Below are 16565 nucleotides of genomic sequence, written 5' to 3'. Positions count from 1 at the left end.
GGGCGCAACCAGTCCATTGTGCCTTGCACCGGCGCGGCAGTTCAGGCGAGCAGGGCCACCGACGTGATGCGGTGCAACGTGAAGTGACGCATGACACCGGCGTCGGGGTCCCACGCGTCGAGTTGGCCGCCGCCGACGGTCACCGGTTCGACGACACGGTTGCTCGAGACACCGGCAGCGTCCACGTAACCGATGCTGATCGGTGAGCGGGACAACGCGGCGCGCTGGAGAAGCGCGATCGTCGCGGCGCCGGACGCACGGGTGCCGTCGGACCGCACCCGTTCACGCTCGGTCCGGCGCACCTCTCCGGCTCGGGTGCCGGCCCGCATCTCCGAGACGAGGCGCCCCAGTTGCTCGTCCGTGGGGACGGCGGGCGTGCGGTAGGGCGAGCGACCGCGACGGGGGACGACGCGCGCACCGCGATCGCGGACGTCGACGATGGTGCCGGAGGAGTCCTCGCCCGCGGGTGCGAACCCGGCGGCGCGCAGCCCGGCCAGCACGTCGGCCAGCGGCGCCTGCGAGATCGCGACGGTCGGGGCCAGTGCCCGCAACGCGAGGGCCTCGGCGGCGGGGGAGGAGAGCACCTCCGCGAGCAGTGCGGGGTCCTCGCAGCGGACGAAGGACGACGCCATCCCGGCACGCAGGCGTCCGTGGCGCCGGGCGACGTCGTCGATGAGGTAGGTCAGCGACTGCGGGACGGGCGTCCGAGAGTGGGTGGCGAAGAGGGCATGGAGCTCCGCGGCGGTGGTGCCGCCGTCCAGAGCACGTCGAAGCGTCCGCTCGTCGATGCGGTACATCGTCGCGGCGCCCGCCGACTCGATGTCCGCGACCGTCGCCATCCGCTGCGCGAGCTCGGGAGTCAACGGCCCGGGGGCGACGACGGTCAGGTCGGCCTGGACCAGAACGTGGTCGATGGGGTCGGGCAGGACGCGGTGCATCGCCGCCGCGGCCGAGGACGGATCACCGATCAGTGCGCGTCCGGGGGTGGACAGTGCTCCGCGGCCGACGACCCCGAGAGCGCCGGCCTCGGCCAGGTAGCGGGAGACCGGGCCGACGCCCAGGCGAGCGGCGAGGCGTGGCCTGCGCCAGGTGGCGATGCGGACGACGTCCTCGGTGGCGAGGGCCTTTCCCGAGGCGAGATCGGCGATCACGCCCAGCACGATCCGCCGGTCTCGGGGCGCGGCGGCCGAGCGGGCCTCGTCGGACAGTGCGGCGATCGGCTTGTCGTTGGCGTCGCGCATGCCGATCAACCACGGCACCCTGGGCAGATCCAGCCAGGCTCCGGCCAGGGTGGCCCAGCGCTGTGCCGGCGATGCGGTGACCCACGCGTCGACCGCGGGGGTGGGCGTCCACATGTCGTCGATGTCGGTGAGCGGTCCCGGATCGGGCAGCCCCACCGCGATGAGTCCGGCGCCCGCCAGGACCTCGACCAGCAGGCCGACCCGCGCCTCGTCGAGATCGGCTGCCTTTGCGATGCGTCGGATCTCCCGGACGCCGAGTCCCCCCGCCTTGAGTGCGGGCGCGGGCGTGCGGGAGAGCGAGTCGACGATGTCCTCGCAGTGCCGCAGCAGCTCGAGGGCCTCCCCGGCGGCGGCCGCGTCGACGTCCGCCACCCCGACAGCGGTGGTCGACGCCGCCGGTGGGGCCAGCGACACCGGATCGGTGACGGGCTCGCCGCGGAGTACCTGCGAGACCTGCGGCGGCAGTTCGACCGTGTTGTCGTCGAGCCAGGTGAGCAGCCCGGCGGCGAGCAGGCGCTGGACGGGCCGATCCGCGGGCGTACCGGGTGCGGCGTCGCGCGTCCGGCCGATCGACGACGAGCGGGTCAGCGTGGTGAGCAGCTCACGGCTGCGGTCGTCGATCTCCGCGAGCTTCGCACCGACCACCTCGGCGGTGAGCGAGGCGTCGACGTCGAAGAACCGTCCGACCCGCCACGGCACGGCGTCGCGTGCGGCCGCGACCAGGGTGAGCGACGTCGTGCCGCGCACCAGCGCACGCGCACGCAGCACCGACAGTGCCGCGTCGACCGCCTTCTTCGTCGCTCGGCGGCCGACGATCTCGTCGAGTCGGGCGCGGGCGACCGGGGCGGTGTCGGCGCCCTCGTGCGCGAGCAGCTCCACGACGGTCAGGCACGTGGTGTCCAGGTCCTCGGCCGCGCGCAGTACCGAGGCGCGTTGCTCGGACCGGCCCGCCAGAACCTCGAGTGTGGGCGGCGGCGGGATGGTCAGGTCGGGGCGGAGCCGCAGCAGTTCGGCCAGTTCGTCGTCGCTGCGCGCGGACAACCACTCGGTGAGTGTGTCCGCCGGCGTGCCCTCGTTGTCGGTCATCGAGGTCAAGCGTAGAGACCGGTCCAGGGACCTGGACTGGCAGAGGCGCTACTCCGAATGGTGAAATGAACCATGGCGAACTCAGAGAAGAAGCGATATGTCGACCCGGGCTGGCCGCACAGTGCAGACGACGACGATCATCCCGTCACCGAACTGATGTCGGCGCGCGCCGGAAACCTGTCCCCGTTCGGTGAGGAGACGGAGTTCCCGCTGCCGGTGGACTCGCTGCCCTACGCGCATCCCCACACGGTCATCAACCGCTGACGCGCGAGACACGAGAAAGGCCCCCACCAGTCGGTGGGGGCCTTTCTCGTGGAGTGGGTCAGCGGGGCAGGAGATCCTGGTTCGCTGCGATGAAGCTCGCCACCTGCGGATCCGCGGTGGCGGCCTGGACGAAGCCCAGGATCGCCGGATCGTTGGTGAAGTTCTGGACGACCTGGGTGAGTCCCTGCACGGCCTGCTCGGTCGACGGGATGCTCGTCAGATCGGGGAGTGCCGGTGCGGTGGGCGCCGTGGTCGCCGGTGCGTCGCGCTGCGTCGGGCCGCTGCTCAGTCCGAGCTGCGAGGAGCAGGACGGCCAGGCGCCCCAGCCCTGCGACTCGAGCACGCGCTCGGCGACGACGATCTGCTCTTCACGGCTGGCCTGGTTCGCGGTGGCCGCGAACTCTCCGCCGCCGTGTCCGGTCCAGGTGCTCGGCGAGAACTGCAGGCCGCCCTGGAAACCGTTGCCGGTGTTGATGCCCCAGTTGCCGCCGGCCTCGCACTGCGAGAGACGGTCCCAGTCGGAATCGGGGGCTGCGTTGGCCGTGCCGCTGAATGCGAGACCTGCGGTGCCGACCAGTGCGCCGGTGACGGCGACCTTGGCGACGGTCTTGCCCGTGGTGCTCGGCTTGCGATGACGTCCGCTCATAAGGGTAGAAATCCTCTCCACACGCGCCTGCGAGGTCAGCTGTCGGATTCGGGCTGAGAGGTAGCCCGGCCTCGGTGCGCTCCTGGCTGGAGCGGAGAGGCTTCACCCCTAGGTCGACTGCTCGGTGCCCGGTGGGGCGCCGCGAGGGCCGGCCGGATATCTACGAAGGACGTGTGGGTCCCCCGCCCTCGTCCCTGATCATGTCTGTGAGGGATGTCCGGTACCCGCGGGACGAGGTTTGGCGCGGCGGGCCGGACGTCGGCCGAACTTCCGGCCGTGATGGACAGTATTACGAAACGGGCACACATGTCACTGTTCGATAACTTCCCCTGGTGCGCGCGTCGCGCCGCCGTTGTGAGGTGTTCGAACGGGTCGTCGCAGCTAGGACGGCGAAGACGTGCTGACCACCGTCTCGTCACCCGTTCGTGACCGCTTCGTTATGTGTCCGACGTCACATGTGCGCAGGATCACAGCCACGACGACGAGCACCAGGACACCCGTGGTCGGGTAGACGGTCTGCAGCGCCACACCCTCGAGTCGGTTCGACGGCGGGAGCATGAAGGTGCCGATCGCGTAGACGTCACCGGGCGCCACCCAGAACCAGGCGATCTGAGGCAGGCTCGCGACGAGCGGCAGGATCCAGGCGAGCGGGCTCGAGGCACGCAGTGCGACGTCCATGCAGACGATGACCAGCGGCAGGAGCCATACCCAGTGGTGACCCCAGGAGAACGGGGACACCAGAGGCGCTGTCAGGCCGATGACGATCAGGCCGAGGAGCGGCAACCCCCGGCGGTGCGCCGCGGCGCCCACGAGAAGGCCGGCCACGCAGACGGCTCCGGCGATGACGATCCAGAGCAGCGTCGGCGCCTCGGTCATGCCGAACCACCTCGGTATCGACGCGCGTAGCGACTGGTTCGCGCCGGACGAGATGTCGCCGATGCGGGACGAGTCGGAGATGGCGCCGAACCAGTAGGTGACCGCGTCGGAGAAGAGCACGACGAAGCCGAGCACCACGGTCGCCGCGGCGGTGACGACGCCGACGACCAGTGCCCGCCACTGCCGTGTCAGCGCTAGGTGGACGAGGAACAGTCCGGGAGTCATCTTGATGCCGGTGGCGATGCCGACCCCGATGCCGCGGAGCCGGCTGCCCTCGGGCCGCGACAGGTCCCACAGCACCAGCGCCAGGAGAACGAGATTGATCTGACCGAGCCAGATGGTCATGCGCACCGGTTCGAGCCACGTGAAGACGATGGACAGTGCGGCGCTGACGATGCGGAGACTGCGGTCGTCGCGGAAGCCCAGGACCATCCAGCAGGACCGGACGATCAGATAGAGCAGCGCGATGTTCCCGAGCCAGAAGACGATGTTGGTCGTCGCGGTGGACATCGCCCCGAGAGGTGCGAACACCAGCGCGGCGAACGGGGGATACGTGAAGGGGAGTTCGCCGACCAGATCGTGGGCGTACAGCGGGGACGAGTCGAGCACCGTCGCTCCGCCGGCGCGGTACACGAGAGCGTCGATGCCGAACCGGAACAACCCGAACTTGGGGACGTCGAACGGGATGAGCCGATCGTGCGCGACGAGCGCCACGGCGGCACCGATCACGGTGAGGGCGACGAAGATCCTGTGTGATCCGAAGGTGCGGTCATCGGATTTCTTCAGTATCACGCACAGGATGGTAGACCGATCCGACGTGTATCACCCCTCGGGCCACGCCGATAAGGAACCGTTCGTTCTGTTGAGTGCGCGCCCCGACGTCAGTAGCGCGTGGCCACGAACGGTGCGTCCGAGTCGACGATGTCCTTGCCCAGCGGCATGAGCGACACCGGGATCAGCTTGAGGTTCGCCAACGCCAGCGGGATCCCGATGATGGTGATCGCCATGGCGATCGCGGTGAGGACGTGCCCGATGGCCAGCCAGATCCCTGCCACGACGATCCAGATCACGTTGCCGATCACCGAGGCGACACCAGCCGTGGGCTTGTCCACCACGGTCCGGCCGAAGGGCCACAGGGCGTACACCCCGATGCGGAAGGCCGCGATACCGAACGGGATGGTGACGATGAGAATGCAGCAGACGATGCCGGCCACGAAGTAGCCGAGAGCGAGCCACAGGCCGCCGAAGATCAACCAGATGACGTTCAGCAGCAGGCGCATGCGACCAGTATGCCCGGTTCCGCCGTGTCAGCGACGGGCTCGGCGGCCCGACCGCAGCGCGTGGATCATACCGAGCAGGAACCCCAGCGGGCACAGCATCGCCGAGAGATAGATCCACAGTCCGGGCGGATCGTCCCAGACGATCAGCGTCACAAACATGACGACGATCGCCAGCAGGCCCAGCCCGAAACAGACGAGGGCGGCGACCAGGAGCGCCGGGGTTCCGGTACGGGGGGAGTCGGTCACGAGACAGCACACTATCCCGCCGTCCTGACGACCCGACCGGCCTCCGGCCTACCCGGCGCCTGCCCCGCGATATCGAGGTGCTCGTCGTTCGCGCAGCGGAGTACCATCGACTCATCGCGTCCCGAGCGCCAGGGCCCGTCATGGGCGGCGGCAACGGGCGCGATTATTCATGTGACGCGATCAACGAGACGAATGGGTGAGATCGGTGCCGACCGGCAAGGTGAAGTGGTACGACGTCGACAAGGGTTTCGGCTTCCTCTCGCAGGACGAGGGTGAGGACGTGTACGTCCGGTCGTCCGCGCTCCCGCAGGGAGTCGAGGGCCTGAAGGCCGGCCAGCGCGTCGAGTTCGGCATGGCCGCCGGACGCCGCGGACCCCAGGCGTTGTCGCTGAAGGTTCTCGACCCGGCGCCCTCACTGCGTCAGGCGGGTGCCGCCGCCCGCCGCGATCAGCCGACCGCTCGCAAGCACACGCCCGACGAGTTGCACGGCATGGTCGAGGACATGATCACGCTTCTCGAGGCCACCGTGCAGCCAGAGTTGCGCAAGGGCAAGTACCCCGACCGCAAGACCGCCCAGAAGATCTCCGAGGTGGTCCGGGCCGTCGCCCGCGAACTGGACAGCTGACCCGGGCGGTCACTCCCAGCGGCCGTGCGTGCGCCAGTGCTCGAACTGCGCGACGAGAGCGTCCACCTCGCGTCGATGTGCGTCGGACAAGTACTTCCTGACGCCGTCTCGCCATCGCTTCTGCACGGCATGCCCGGTTCCCTCGAGCATCGTCCGTCGTCCGTACACATCGACCACGCCGACGACGGGTCCTCCCTCGTCGTCGGGCTTCCCGCGGAACGACTCGATCGCGTCCCGGGGAATCACGGACGTGACGCCCTTGCGCCGATGAACCTCGAGTCGGTCCGGGTACACGACGGTCCGTCGGTGCGGGGCGTCCCGCCCCGTCCACACGAACACCGCGGCGAACGCGAGGACAGCCGGAGTCCACCACACCGACGTCCAGTTCCACGCCGTGTTGGTGACGACGAATATCACCGTTGCCACGACGACGACCATGGAGACGTCCCGTTGCTTCAGGGAGTCCAGGGGGGTCATGACGAACTCGGTCAGTGCTTCCTCCACCACCACCCGAGCCCCGAGTCCTAGAGGGCCGTCGTGGTGGCGATCGACCAGATGGCGTGGCTGACGATCTCCTCCTGGTCGGTGTCGACGTCGATGACACCGGACGGCAGGCGCACCTCGACGCCGATGAGCACGAGTCCGTCCTCGTTCACCGGCGGCACGGTGAGCGTGTTCCGCGTCCCGGGGGCGAAGTACTCGTCTGCTTCCACGACGTCGCCGGAGTCCGGGTCTCCGTAGACGCTGGCGAAGCCCCACGGGTTCTCCGAGATGGCGCCCGGCAGGGACAACTGCAGCGGATGGCCCTCGCGCACGGGCATCGTCGCGGTCGTGCCCTCGTAGTCGCAGAGCGGCTCCTGCACCGGGCAGTACCGGAACGGTTTCACTTCCTCGTACCGGCCGTCGGCGTACGCGGACACCCGCGGGGACTCCTCGGGGGCGTCGAGGATCGCCTTGCCGACCACCAGCACGAAGGCGACGCCGACGACGGCGACCAGTGCGGACAGTCCGTACAGGATCTTGCGTGTCGTCATCGGGGAGCGTCCTCGCCCGCGGGTGCGCGGCCCGCGTCCTGATCCACTCGGGGGATTCGGCCGGTGGCGTGGCGCAGTTCGCTGCCCGCCACCTCCTGGTCCGCTCGTACCGGTCTCTTACCGCCGAAGCCGGGAAGCAGCGAGCCGCCCCGGTGGGTCACGAATGTCTGCACCAGGCCGATCGTAAGGACCACCGACACCACGGTGAAACCCAGCCAGTACTCGGTGGGGAGCAGCACGCCGAACGTGCCGCCGATGACCCAGCTCAGCTGAAGCACCGTCTCGCTGCGCCCGAAGCCGGACGCGATCGACTCGGGAGGCAGGTCGTTCTGCAACGACGCGTCGAGCGACACCTTCGCCAGCGCGCTCGCGCCCGAGGCGACGAGAGCCGCGAGCGCGGCAGTCAGCAGGCTGTTCGTCAGAGCCGCGACGATCGCGACCGCAGTGACGGCCGCGGTGCAGCGCACCACCAGCACCGACGGGCGACCGAGCTTCACCCGGGCGCCGGCGGCGTTGCCGCCGAAGTTGCCGAGTCCGGCCGCCGCGCCCACCAACGCCAACATGAGTGCCTGCTGGAGTGGCTCGTGCTCGGTGCGGGACTTCGCCACGAACGCGACGTACAGCGTGAGGAAGCCGGTGAGCACACGAATGGTGCCGTTGCCCCACAGTCCGGTGAGGACGTCGCGGCCGAGGGGCTGCCTGCGTTTGCTGGGCGCCGGGACGATGCCGATCGCGCCGGTGGTCGCCTCGGCGTGGTACCCGAGCGTCGCGGGCACCTCACCCTCGGTGACCTCCACCCAGGACGGGATGCGCATGGAGAGATACGCGCCGAACACCGTCACGGCGAACGTGAACCACAGTGCCCCGGCGGAACCCAGTGCGAACGCGATGGCACCCGCGACCGCTCCCGCCGAGATGGTGCCGCCCAGCAACCCGAACACGGTCAGGCGGGAGTTCACCCGGACGAGGTCGATGTCCGGTGGCAGCACCCGAGGGGTGACGGCCGACTTGAGCACCGAGAACGACTTGCTCAGCACCATCATCCCGAGCGCGGCGGGATAGAGGAGCCAGGTGTCGAAATTGAAGACCAGCACCACGGCGAGGACGGCGCGCAGGACGAACGAGGTGGCCAGCGCGATGCGGCGACCCTGCTGCAGGCGGTCGAGCATGGGGCCGATCAGGGGCGCGATGATCGCGAACGGGGCGATGGTGATGAGCAGATACAGGGCGACCTTGGTCTTGTCCTCGCCCGTCGCGGCGGAGAAGAACAGCGTGTTGGCCAGCGCCACCGCCATCGCCGCGTCCGAGGCGAAGTTGGCCATCGTCGCGTAGGTGAGCGCCGTGAGACCGGACTTGTCGGCTCCGTCGGCGGTGGCGGCGCGTCGGAACGTCGCGATGCCCTTGCCCGTGATCTCGCGACCACGCATCGCCGCGACGCGGGTGACCGTCAGTTTGCGCGGTACGCGGGGACGGCGGGGACCGGTGTCCTGGTTCGGCATGCGTGTCGTCGGGTCGGGCGCCGTGGTCGGGTCGCCCGGGATCGTCTCGCCCGGTCCGGCCGTCGGTGGATGCAGCGGAGGCAGCGGCGATCGACGGGGTGGGAGTCGCTCGGACGGCGAGTAGTTGTCCCATCCCGGATGTCGCGAACCGGGGCGCGGATCGTCGGGACCTGTCACCCCGTCATTGTCCCCCACCTCGGGTCGGGGAGTGTGGGCGACTCGCTCGGCGGGGGCGGCGTCCCTCGGTCACCGTGGTCGGAACTCGACCTCGAACAGAGTGGGCCACAATTTGCCGGTCACGAGGAAGCGGGACGTGCCGGGGACGGCCGCGATGCCGTTGAGGACGTCGATTCCGGACGTGTCCTCGAGTGCGGCACGCAACGGCGAGGCGTCGACGATCGCCGTCACGGCGCCGGTCGACGGATCGATCCGCACGATGTCGTCGGTCTTCCAGATGTTGGCGTAGATCCCGTCCGCGGTGCACTCCAGCTCGTTGATCGACGTCACCGGCCGCTCGCCCCGAGTCACGCGCACGCTGCCGGTGGGCTCGAAGGTGACCGGATCTCGGAAGGTGAGGGTGTCGGTGCCGTCGCTCATCACGAGGCGGCCGCTCGATCCCGCACTCGACTCGTCGAGGCACAGACCCCAGCCCTCGCCGTCGTAGTCGACGCGTCGCCGCTCCAGCAGAGTCTCGCGATCTCGGGCCACCGCGATCCCGTCCTGCCAGGTCAGCTGCCACACCGTGTCGCCGGCGACAGTGAGGCCCTCGCCGAACAGCGGTGCGGGAAGGTCCACCTCCGCGAGCACGTCGCCGGTCTCCCGATCGGACGCCGTGACGCGGGAGCGGCCCTCGCGGCCCGTCCCCTCGAGCAATCGGTCACCGTCGATCTCGAGACCCTGGGTGAAGGCGTCGGTGTCGTGCGGCGACGTGCCGACGATCTCGACGCCGAAGCGGGGCACGTCCGCGGCCGGCGGTGCGGGGTCCGGCGCGCATCCACCGAGCACCACCGCGGCGGCGACGGTTCCGGACCCGATCGCGCGGCCGACTCCCGAACCTGAACGCAAGAGACCCGAACGCATACGGCCATCCTGTCAGGCCCGGTGGGCGCACGACGCGAGCCGATGCTGCAAAATAGGGGGTGTGAGTGCCCCTGTCGTGACCGAGATCCCCCCGCTCCTCGCCGACGCCGTGTCCGTGGCGCAGGCCGCCGTCGTGGAGTCGGGCGAAGGCCCGGTCGGAGCCCACCTCGGGGTCGAGGCCGTCGATCAGGCCTCTGCGATCCACCGCTTCGCGGCCGACCTGCCCGGATACGGCGGCTGGCAGTGGGCGGTCGTCGTCGCAGCGCCCCCCGGCTCCGAGACCGTCACCGTCAGCGAACTCGCCCTGCTTCCCGGTCCGGACGCCCTGGTGGCGCCGACGTGGGTTCCGTGGGACGAGCGCATCCGTCCCGGCGATCTGGCTCCGGGTGACCTGCTGCCGCCGCGCCACGAGGACGTCCGACTGGTGCCGGGGTACCTGGCCACCGGCGATCCCGCCGTCGACGACGTCGCCCTCGAACTCGGTCTCGGTCGCAAGCAGGTCATGAGCCGCGAGGGTCGGCTCGAGGCCGCCGAGCGGTGGGCCGACAGCGACTTCGGTCCCGATTCCCCGATGGCCAAGGCGGCGCCGGGCACGTGCGTCACGTGCGGTTTCTATCTCGCTCTGCAGGGTTCGCTGAGCGCTGCGTTCGGCGTGTGCGGAAACGAGTTGGCCGCGGACGGACACGTAGTGCACGCGGCATACGGCTGCGGTGCGCACTCGGACACCGAGGGACCGACCGGCGCCGGATCGCCCGCGTACGCGGCCTACGACGACGGTGCCCTGGAGACCACGCCGACCGAGAACACCGAGCCCCGGAACACCGAGCCCCGGGACACCGAGGCGGTCACCGACATCACGGAGTCGTCGTCGACCCTCTGACCGACCCCTTCGGGACGGAGGCACTGCGCGAGTCCGTTCTCGCGGCCTGGTCGTCGTCGCCCACCCGACTGCGGGAGGATGCGGCCACGGAGGCCGATCTGGTGGTGGGGGGCTACCGCGATCGCGTGATCACGGAGCTGGCGCAGAACGCCGCCGACGCCGCCTCCCGCGCCGACGTTCCCGGTCGCCTGGCGGTGTGGTCCGTCGGCGACGCGCTGCACGTCGCGAATGTCGGTGTGCCGCTGTCGATCACCGGGGTGCAGGCGCTGTCCGCGCTGCGAGCGTCCGACAAGACTTCCGAGCACGCCACGTCCGTCGGGCGATACGGAGTCGGGTTCACCGCCGTCCGTGCGGTGTCCCAGCGTATCGAGATCCGATCCACGTCGGGCTCGATCGTGTTCGACGGATCGAGGACGCGCCGAGCGATCGCCGCGCGTGGGCTCAGTGAGCCGGAGCAGGGCGTTCCCGTCCTCCGGTTGCCGTGGGCGTCGGACGACGTGCCGACCCCGGGTTGGGACACCGAGGTCGTGCTGCACGGCGTCGTGGACGTCGCCGAAGTGCTGACCGCGGCCGCCCGTGAGTCGATCGATCTGATGCTCGAACTCGATGCGCTGCAGTCGATCTCCGTTGACGGGACCGAACTCGTGCGTGAGGTGTCGTCGGGCCCGGGAGCGTGGACGGACGTGCGGGTCGGCGGCCGACGATGGTGGCGCGGCGACGCGGCGGCCGCACGCTGGTTTCTGCCGCTCGAGGACGACGGTCTCACGCCGGACTCGCCCGCGCCACTGACGCGGGACGTGCTGCGTGCGCCCACCAGATCCGATGAGGTGCTGACTATTCCGCTGCTCCTGATCGCGGACGTCCCCCTCCAGCCCGACCGTCGACGGGTCCTTCCGGGCGCCGACCTCTCGGTCGTGGCGACCGGATACGCGGCACTGGTCGCCGACCTGCCGGCGTCTCATCGGGCCGCCGCGGTACCGCGTCCGGGACTGCCGGCGTCCGAGGTCGACGAGGCGGTCCGCGCGGCGCTCGTCCGCGACCTGGAGTCGACCGCGTGGGTCCCGACGGCGGCGGGCCGGGCGGTACGTCCCGCGAATGCCGCGGTGGTGGACTCGATCTCGGCCGAATTGGCCGAACTCCTCGTGGACGTCGTGCCGGGTCTGGTGGCACCCAAGGCATCGGATCGCGCGTCGGCGACGGCTCTGGCGGCGGTCGGTGTGCGTCGGCTCGGGCTCGCGGGCATCGTCGAGAGCCTGTCGGGGGTGTCGCGACCGCCGATCTGGTGGCACCGCCTGTACGACGCACTGACCGACATCGTGCACGACTCGGCGGACGTCGACGAGTGTGCGGCGCTGCCGGTTCCGCTGACGGACGGCCGCACCGTCACGGGTCCCCGCACGGTGGTGCTGGTGGACGGCGACCGTCTCGGCTCGGTCGGGTGGGCTCGTGTGGTGCACCCGGACGCCGCCCATCCGTTGCTCCGCCGCGCGGGAGCGCAGACCGCTCGCCCGGCCGACCTGCTCGCCGACCCCGCGTTGGCAGCGATGCTCGAGGATCCGGACGACGTGCCGGAGGAACTGGTGCACGACGTGCTGACCCTCGCGGCAGCCGTCGGCGGCGAGACGAGGATCGGCTCCGTCGGGTCGTTGCCGTTGCTCTCGTCGGATGGCGAGATGCGGGCGGCGGACGAACTGCTGTTGCCGGACTCGCCGTTACGGCGAGTGTTGCAGCGGGACAGCCCGTTCGGCGTGGTGGATCGGTCCGTCGTCGACCGGTACGGCGTGGACGCCCTGCGGGTGGTGGGCGTGGGTCACGGCTTCGGCGTCGTGGTGGACGAGACCCCCGCGGGTCCCGATCACGATCTCGACGACGAGGAGGCGTGGTGGGACAGTCTCTCCGGTGAGCCCGGCACCCTGGTCGCCGTGCGTGATCTCGATCTGGTGGACGAGGCGCGCTGGGCGGACGCGCTCACCCAGATCGTCGACGATCCGGTGACGGCCGCGGCGGTGCGGGACCGGACCGGCTACACCGCCTGGTGGCTGCGTCGTCACGCGCGGGTGAACGAGACACCGCTGGGGTTGCTCCGTCTGCTCGGCGACGACTCCCTGCGTGGACTGCTGGACCCCGTCGACCATCCCCGCGCCGCCGAGTTCGCCGCGGCGCTGGCGGGTCCCGCGATCGACGACGCCGACACGGCGGCCGATCTGCTCGCCGCGGCGGCCGATCCCGATCGTGTGGTGTCTCCCGCGGTGGCGATCCGGGTCCACACGCTCCTCGCCGAGGCGGTGGACGCCGGGCGGGTGGATCTACGCGACATCGATCCGCCCGTGGCGGTACGCACTCTCGCCGGCAGCGTGGCCGATCCCGCCGCGGTGGTCGTCCTCGATCACCCGCGGTGGATCGCCCTGCTACCCGCCGACCGAGTCGTGCTCGGGTCGACGGCGTCCGCCGACACCCTCGCGGATCTCCTCGACGTGGAGACGGCGTCGACGGCGCTGAGCGTCGAGATCGTGTCGGTGGGGGAGCGGGCGACGGTGGACACCCATCCCGCCCTCGCGGCCGCACGCGCGATCTCGTCGTGGCCGGTCCCGGACGTCGTCGTCCTGCACGACGACCTGGTGGTGCGGTGTCGCGGCACCGTGCGAGTGGAGCGAGCGGTGCCCTTCTGGGTCACCGACGACGGCGAGACGCACGTGTCACGGACGGTGCTGCCGTGAGCGCGGACCGTGATGTCCTCGACTGGATGGTGGATCACCGGAGCGCGGCCCTGACGGACGCCATGACCGTGATCACCACGGTGGGCAACACCGCGGGCGTCGCACTCGTGACGGTGGTGGTCGCGCTGATCCTGGTGCGCCGGGGGCACCGCCATCTCGGGCCGGGCCTCGTGGCCACGGCGTTCACCGGATGGCTCGTCATGAACGCTCTCAAGTACGCGATCCGCCGGACCCGGCCGCCGGTGCCCGAGCGCCTCGTCGACATCTCGACCTACTCGTTCCCGTCCGGTCACGCCATGGTGTCGGCGACCTTCGCGGCGGCGGTGATCACGCTGCTGGTCGCGCTCGGCGCGTTCGACAGTGCCCGGAAACGAACGAGAGCAGCGGCCGCCGTGGTCACGGCGGCAACGCTGCTCATCGGGTTCTCCCGCGTCTACCTCGGGGCGCACTGGCTCAGCGACGTCGTCGTCGGCTGGCTCCTGGGGGCCCTGGTCGGTGTCGCGGGTATCGCGGTGGTGTCGCGACTCAGCGGTCGCGCTGGGCGATGACGAGAAGCTCGTCACGCATCGCGGGGCTGCCCACGTTGTTCGCGCGTGCGTAGAGATCACGCAGTGCCCGAACGTGGCGGCGGCGGTTGAGGAAACTTTCGACGTACTTCACTTCTATCTCTCCGGACGTTGCTCGAGTAGCTGAACTGACATAACCGATTGTCCACGTTACGTCCGTGTTACTCAACCTCGACGAGGGTGAGTTCCAGCACGTCAGAGGGGGTTTTCGCGCCCGGAACCTGTCGCCCGGGTCACACCTCGGGCGGGTGCACGAGCCCCTTCTGGGCCGTGCGTCGGCCGCGGCGAGCAGCTCGGCGTTGCAGTGCGAACAGTCCGAACCCCAACGCGCCCAGAGCGGTTCCCGTCCAGCAGACCGCGACTGCGCCCGAGAAGGAGTCGACCACCGAGCACACGACGGCGGCGACGAGGAACAGCAGCGTCCCGGCAGCGAGCACCGGAGCGGGATCGGTCACGCGCGGTGGCAGTCCGGGCGGGGTGGCGGGGGTGGGGCGCACGGCGCCGACGCTACCCGCGCCCCTCACCGGGTCATGGCCTAGTCTCCACTTCATGTCTCGCGCGACGTCTCTCCTCGACTCGTACTTCAAGATCACCGATCGCGGATCGACCATGTCCGCCGAGGTGCGGGGAGGCGTCGTCACGTTCGTCGCCATGGCCTACATCGTGGTGCTGAATCCGCTGATCCTCGGCAGCTTCTCGCCCGACGACGCGGCGGCCAAGACCGACGTGCTGGGCGACATCCTCCCGGTGCCCCAGGTCGCCGCCGTCACGGCGCTCGTGGCCGGCGTCATGAGCATTCTCTTCGGTGTCATCGCAAATTACCCGTTCGCCATCGCGGCGGGACTCGGCATCAACACGCTGCTCGCCGTCACCATCGCCCCGCAGGTCACCTGGGCCGAGGCCATGGGGCTGGTCGTCATCGACGGCATCATCATCGTGGTGTTGGCGCTCACCGGATTCCGCACCGCCGTGTTCGAGGCCATCCCCAGCGAACTCAAGGCCGCCATCGCGGCGGGCATCGGCGCCTTCATCGCGCTCATCGGTCTCGTCGACGCAGGCTTCGTGCGTCGTGTGCCGGACATCGCCGGCACCACCGTTCCGGTCGGCCTGGGCATCGACGGGTCCATCGCGTCGTGGCCGACGGTGACCTTCGTCTTCGGTCTGCTTCTCATGGGCATCCTCGTGGCGCGAAAGGTGCGGGGCGGGTTGCTGATCGGCATCGTCGTCACCACCGTGGTGGCCGCGATCATCGAGGCGATCACCGACACCGGTGCCTCCGCGGGAGTGAACCCGAAGGGCTGGAACCTCAGCGTGCCGGCGCTGCCCGACGTCGTCGTCGACCTCCCCGACCTGTCACTCGTGGGCAACGTCGATCTGTTCGGCGCCTTCACCCGCATCGGCGTCCTGGCGGCCAGCCTGCTGGTGTTCACGCTGGTGCTGGCCAACTTCTTCGACGCCATGGGCACCATGACCGGGCTCGGCAAGGAGGCCGGGCTCGCGAGCAAGGACGGCACGCTGCCGGGCGTCGGCAAGGCGCTCGTCGTCGAGGGTGTCGGCGCGGTCGCGGGCGGCGCGGGTTCGGCGTCGTCGAACACGGTCTTCGTCGAGTCGGCGTCGGGAATCGCCGAGGGTGCGCGCACCGGCCTCGCCAACGTGGTGACGGGCGTGCTGTTCCTCGCCGCGATGTTCCTGACACCGCTGTACTCGGTGGTCCCCATCGAGGCGGCCGCACCGGCCCTCGTCGTGGTGGGGGCGTTGATGATCGGGCAGGTCGCCGACATCGACTTCACCAAATTCCATGTGGCGCTGCCCGCGTTCCTCACCATCGTGGTCATGCCGTTCACCTACTCCATCGCGAACGGCATCGGCGTCGGATTCATCACCTGGGTCGTCCTCGCCGTCGGTCGCGGCAAGATCCGCAGCGTCCACCCACTTCTCGGCATCGTGGCCCTGCTCTTCGTCGCGTACTTCGCCCTCGGGCCCATCACGGACGCGCTCACGTAGTCGGCGCAGATCCGCTGCTCGCGCGGGTCGTTCAGCACCCGCACGTGCCGTATCCTGTGGCGATGCCTCAGGAACTGCGTGCGTTGGCCGGCGACCTCTCCCTCGCTGTCGTCCGTATGACGCGGCACCTGCGAGGCCGCCGCACCAGCCAGGTGACGCTCACGCAGCTCTCCGCTCTCGCGACCCTCGCACGCGAAGGCGCGATGACTCCGGGCACCCTGGCAGCGCGCGAGCGCGTACAGCCGCCGTCCATGACGCGCGTCGTCGCGTCCCTGGGCGATCTCGGGTACGTGGACCGGATGCCCCACCCCACCGACGGCCGTCAGATCATCGTGTCGCTGTCCGACGCGGGCCGTCAGGTCATCGAGGACGAGGTCAACGCCCGCGAGGCGTGGTTGACCGAACAGTTGCGCGGGCTCGACGCGGACCAGCTCGTGGCGATGCGTACCGCGGTCGACATCATGTCGGCCATCGTCAACGAGTCGGAGTGACGCTCCCCGCCTGACCTCGGGCCGAGGTCT

The 16565-nt window shown here is 70.1% G+C and carries 18 protein-coding genes and 1 riboswitch; of the genes, 7 read left to right on the top strand and 11 right to left on the bottom strand.

Going from position 1 to position 16565, the window contains the following annotated elements:
* Window positions 1–41: 41 nt before the first annotated feature.
* The gene (locus J4E04_RS16440) at window positions 42–2327 is read right to left on the bottom strand and encodes a helicase-associated domain-containing protein (protein ID WP_490149036.1); all 2286 of its coding nucleotides are present in this window, start codon (window positions 2325–2327) and stop codon (window positions 42–44) included.
* A 72-nt stretch (window positions 2328–2399) separates the two neighbouring features.
* Here J4E04_RS16440 and J4E04_RS16435 point away from each other — a divergent pair, with 72 nt between their 5' ends.
* Window positions 2400–2591 (top strand): hypothetical protein, encoded by a 192-nt coding sequence (locus J4E04_RS16435; protein WP_027504238.1) that lies wholly within the window; start codon window positions 2400–2402, stop codon window positions 2589–2591.
* A gap of 58 nt (window positions 2592–2649) precedes the next feature.
* Here J4E04_RS16435 and J4E04_RS16430 read toward each other — a convergent pair whose 3' ends face one another.
* From J4E04_RS16430 to J4E04_RS16415, 4 genes are all read right to left on the bottom strand, one after another.
* Window positions 2650–3237, bottom strand: a complete 588-nt coding sequence (locus tag J4E04_RS16430; RefSeq protein WP_027504237.1) for a transglycosylase family protein — start codon at window positions 3235–3237, stop codon at window positions 2650–2652.
* 8 nt (window positions 3238–3245) lie between these two features.
* Window positions 3246–3452: riboswitch (cyclic di-AMP (ydaO/yuaA leader) on the bottom strand.
* A 166-nt stretch (window positions 3453–3618) separates the two neighbouring features.
* Window positions 3619–4905 carry a glycosyltransferase 87 family protein gene (locus tag J4E04_RS16425; protein ID WP_490149035.1) on the bottom strand — a complete coding sequence of 429 codons (1287 nt, stop codon included), beginning with the start codon at window positions 4903–4905 and terminating at the stop codon, window positions 3619–3621.
* Window positions 4906–4994: 89 nt separating this feature from the next.
* Window positions 4995–5393, bottom strand: a complete 399-nt coding sequence (locus J4E04_RS16420; RefSeq protein ID WP_222650989.1) for a YccF domain-containing protein — start codon at window positions 5391–5393, stop codon at window positions 4995–4997.
* A gap of 27 nt (window positions 5394–5420) precedes the next feature.
* Window positions 5421–5639: a hypothetical protein gene (locus tag J4E04_RS16415; protein WP_490149034.1), complete on the bottom strand. Its 219-nt coding sequence runs from the start codon at window positions 5637–5639 to the stop codon at window positions 5421–5423.
* A 205-nt stretch (window positions 5640–5844) separates the two neighbouring features.
* Between J4E04_RS16415 and J4E04_RS16410 the strand changes: the two genes are divergently transcribed.
* On the top strand, window positions 5845–6264 hold the full coding sequence (locus tag J4E04_RS16410) for a cold-shock protein (RefSeq protein ID WP_027504234.1): 420 nt from the start codon (window positions 5845–5847) through the stop codon (window positions 6262–6264).
* Between the two features lie 9 nt (window positions 6265–6273).
* Here the strand turns inward: J4E04_RS16410 and J4E04_RS16405 are convergent, their stop codons facing one another.
* The 4 genes from J4E04_RS16405 to J4E04_RS16390 form a co-directional block, all read right to left on the bottom strand.
* Window positions 6274–6741 (bottom strand): hypothetical protein, encoded by a 468-nt coding sequence (locus J4E04_RS16405; RefSeq protein WP_222640920.1) that lies wholly within the window; start codon window positions 6739–6741, stop codon window positions 6274–6276.
* 47 nt (window positions 6742–6788) lie between these two features.
* Window positions 6789–7298, bottom strand: coding sequence for a DUF2771 domain-containing protein (locus tag J4E04_RS16400; protein ID WP_490149033.1), 510 nt, complete (start codon window positions 7296–7298; stop codon window positions 6789–6791).
* Window positions 7295–8974 carry an MFS transporter gene (locus J4E04_RS16395; protein ID WP_285187861.1) on the bottom strand — a complete coding sequence of 560 codons (1680 nt, stop codon included), beginning with the start codon at window positions 8972–8974 and terminating at the stop codon, window positions 7295–7297. Before J4E04_RS16395 ends, J4E04_RS16400 begins: the two co-directional genes overlap by 4 nt.
* A 69-nt stretch (window positions 8975–9043) precedes the next feature.
* A complete protein-coding gene (locus J4E04_RS16390) occupies window positions 9044–9877 on the bottom strand; it encodes a glutaminyl-peptide cyclotransferase (protein WP_056446841.1) in 834 nt (277 codons plus the stop codon).
* 52 nt (window positions 9878–9929) lie between these two features.
* On the opposite strand from J4E04_RS16390, the gene J4E04_RS16385 reads away from it, so the two are divergent.
* The 3 genes from J4E04_RS16385 to J4E04_RS16375 all read left to right on the top strand — a co-directional run bounded on the left by J4E04_RS16385 (window position 9930) and on the right by J4E04_RS16375 (window position 14022).
* Window positions 9930–10757, top strand: a complete 828-nt coding sequence (locus J4E04_RS16385) for a DUF3027 domain-containing protein (protein ID WP_490150564.1) — start codon at window positions 9930–9932, stop codon at window positions 10755–10757.
* A gap of 125 nt (window positions 10758–10882) precedes the next feature.
* The gene (locus J4E04_RS16380; protein ID WP_490149032.1) at window positions 10883–13474 is read left to right on the top strand and encodes a sacsin N-terminal ATP-binding-like domain-containing protein; all 2592 of its coding nucleotides are present in this window, start codon (window positions 10883–10885) and stop codon (window positions 13472–13474) included.
* The gene (locus tag J4E04_RS16375) at window positions 13471–14022 is read left to right on the top strand and encodes a phosphatase PAP2 family protein (RefSeq protein WP_490149031.1); all 552 of its coding nucleotides are present in this window, start codon (window positions 13471–13473) and stop codon (window positions 14020–14022) included. Before J4E04_RS16380 ends, J4E04_RS16375 begins: the two co-directional genes overlap by 4 nt.
* On the opposite strand, the gene J4E04_RS16370 is transcribed toward J4E04_RS16375, so the two are convergent.
* Together J4E04_RS16370 and J4E04_RS16365 are read right to left on the bottom strand one after the other, a co-directional pair.
* The gene (locus J4E04_RS16370; protein ID WP_261769702.1) at window positions 14000–14134 is read right to left on the bottom strand and encodes a hypothetical protein; all 135 of its coding nucleotides are present in this window, start codon (window positions 14132–14134) and stop codon (window positions 14000–14002) included. The two genes, J4E04_RS16375 and J4E04_RS16370, sit on opposite strands and share 23 nt — an antisense overlap.
* 139 nt (window positions 14135–14273) lie before the next feature.
* Window positions 14274–14537 (bottom strand): DUF2530 domain-containing protein, encoded by a 264-nt coding sequence (locus J4E04_RS16365; RefSeq protein WP_307095482.1) that lies wholly within the window; start codon window positions 14535–14537, stop codon window positions 14274–14276.
* A gap of 52 nt (window positions 14538–14589) precedes the next feature.
* Between J4E04_RS16365 and J4E04_RS16360 the strand changes: the two genes are divergently transcribed.
* Window positions 14590–16044, top strand: coding sequence for an NCS2 family permease (locus J4E04_RS16360; RefSeq protein WP_027504226.1), 1455 nt, complete (start codon window positions 14590–14592; stop codon window positions 16042–16044).
* Window positions 16045–16106: 62 nt separating this feature from the next.
* Window positions 16107–16535 (top strand): MarR family winged helix-turn-helix transcriptional regulator, encoded by a 429-nt coding sequence (locus J4E04_RS16355; protein WP_056447507.1) that lies wholly within the window; start codon window positions 16107–16109, stop codon window positions 16533–16535.
* Window positions 16536–16565: the final 30 nt, after the last annotated feature.

Source organism: Rhodococcus sp. NFXS4, from assembly GCF_058139645.1.
The sequence above is the reverse complement of the archived record's forward strand: the minus strand, read 5'-3'. Positions and strand labels throughout refer to the sequence as shown.

Excerpts from the sequence above, each read along its gene's own strand:
- J4E04_RS16430 (WP_027504237.1), bottom strand. The coding sequence starts at position 3,237 with ATGAGCGGACGTCATCGCAAGCCGAGCACCACGGGCAAGACCGTCGCC.
- J4E04_RS16440 (WP_490149036.1), bottom strand. The coding sequence starts at position 2,327 with ATGACCGACAACGAGGGCACGCCGGCGGACACACTCACCGAGTGGTTG.
- J4E04_RS16390 (WP_056446841.1), bottom strand. The coding sequence starts at position 9,877 with ATGCGTTCGGGTCTCTTGCGTTCAGGTTCGGGAGTCGGCCGCGCGATC.
- J4E04_RS16420 (WP_222650989.1), bottom strand. The coding sequence starts at position 5,393 with ATGCGCCTGCTGCTGAACGTCATCTGGTTGATCTTCGGCGGCCTGTGG.
- J4E04_RS16405 (WP_222640920.1), bottom strand. The coding sequence starts at position 6,741 with ATGACCCCCCTGGACTCCCTGAAGCAACGGGACGTCTCCATGGTCGTC.
- J4E04_RS16435 (WP_027504238.1), top strand. The coding sequence starts at position 2,400 with ATGGCGAACTCAGAGAAGAAGCGATATGTCGACCCGGGCTGGCCGCAC.
- J4E04_RS16360 (WP_027504226.1), top strand. The coding sequence starts at position 14,590 with ATGTCTCGCGCGACGTCTCTCCTCGACTCGTACTTCAAGATCACCGAT.
- J4E04_RS16355 (WP_056447507.1), top strand. The coding sequence starts at position 16,107 with ATGCCTCAGGAACTGCGTGCGTTGGCCGGCGACCTCTCCCTCGCTGTC.
- J4E04_RS16400 (WP_490149033.1), bottom strand. The coding sequence starts at position 7,298 with ATGACGACACGCAAGATCCTGTACGGACTGTCCGCACTGGTCGCCGTC.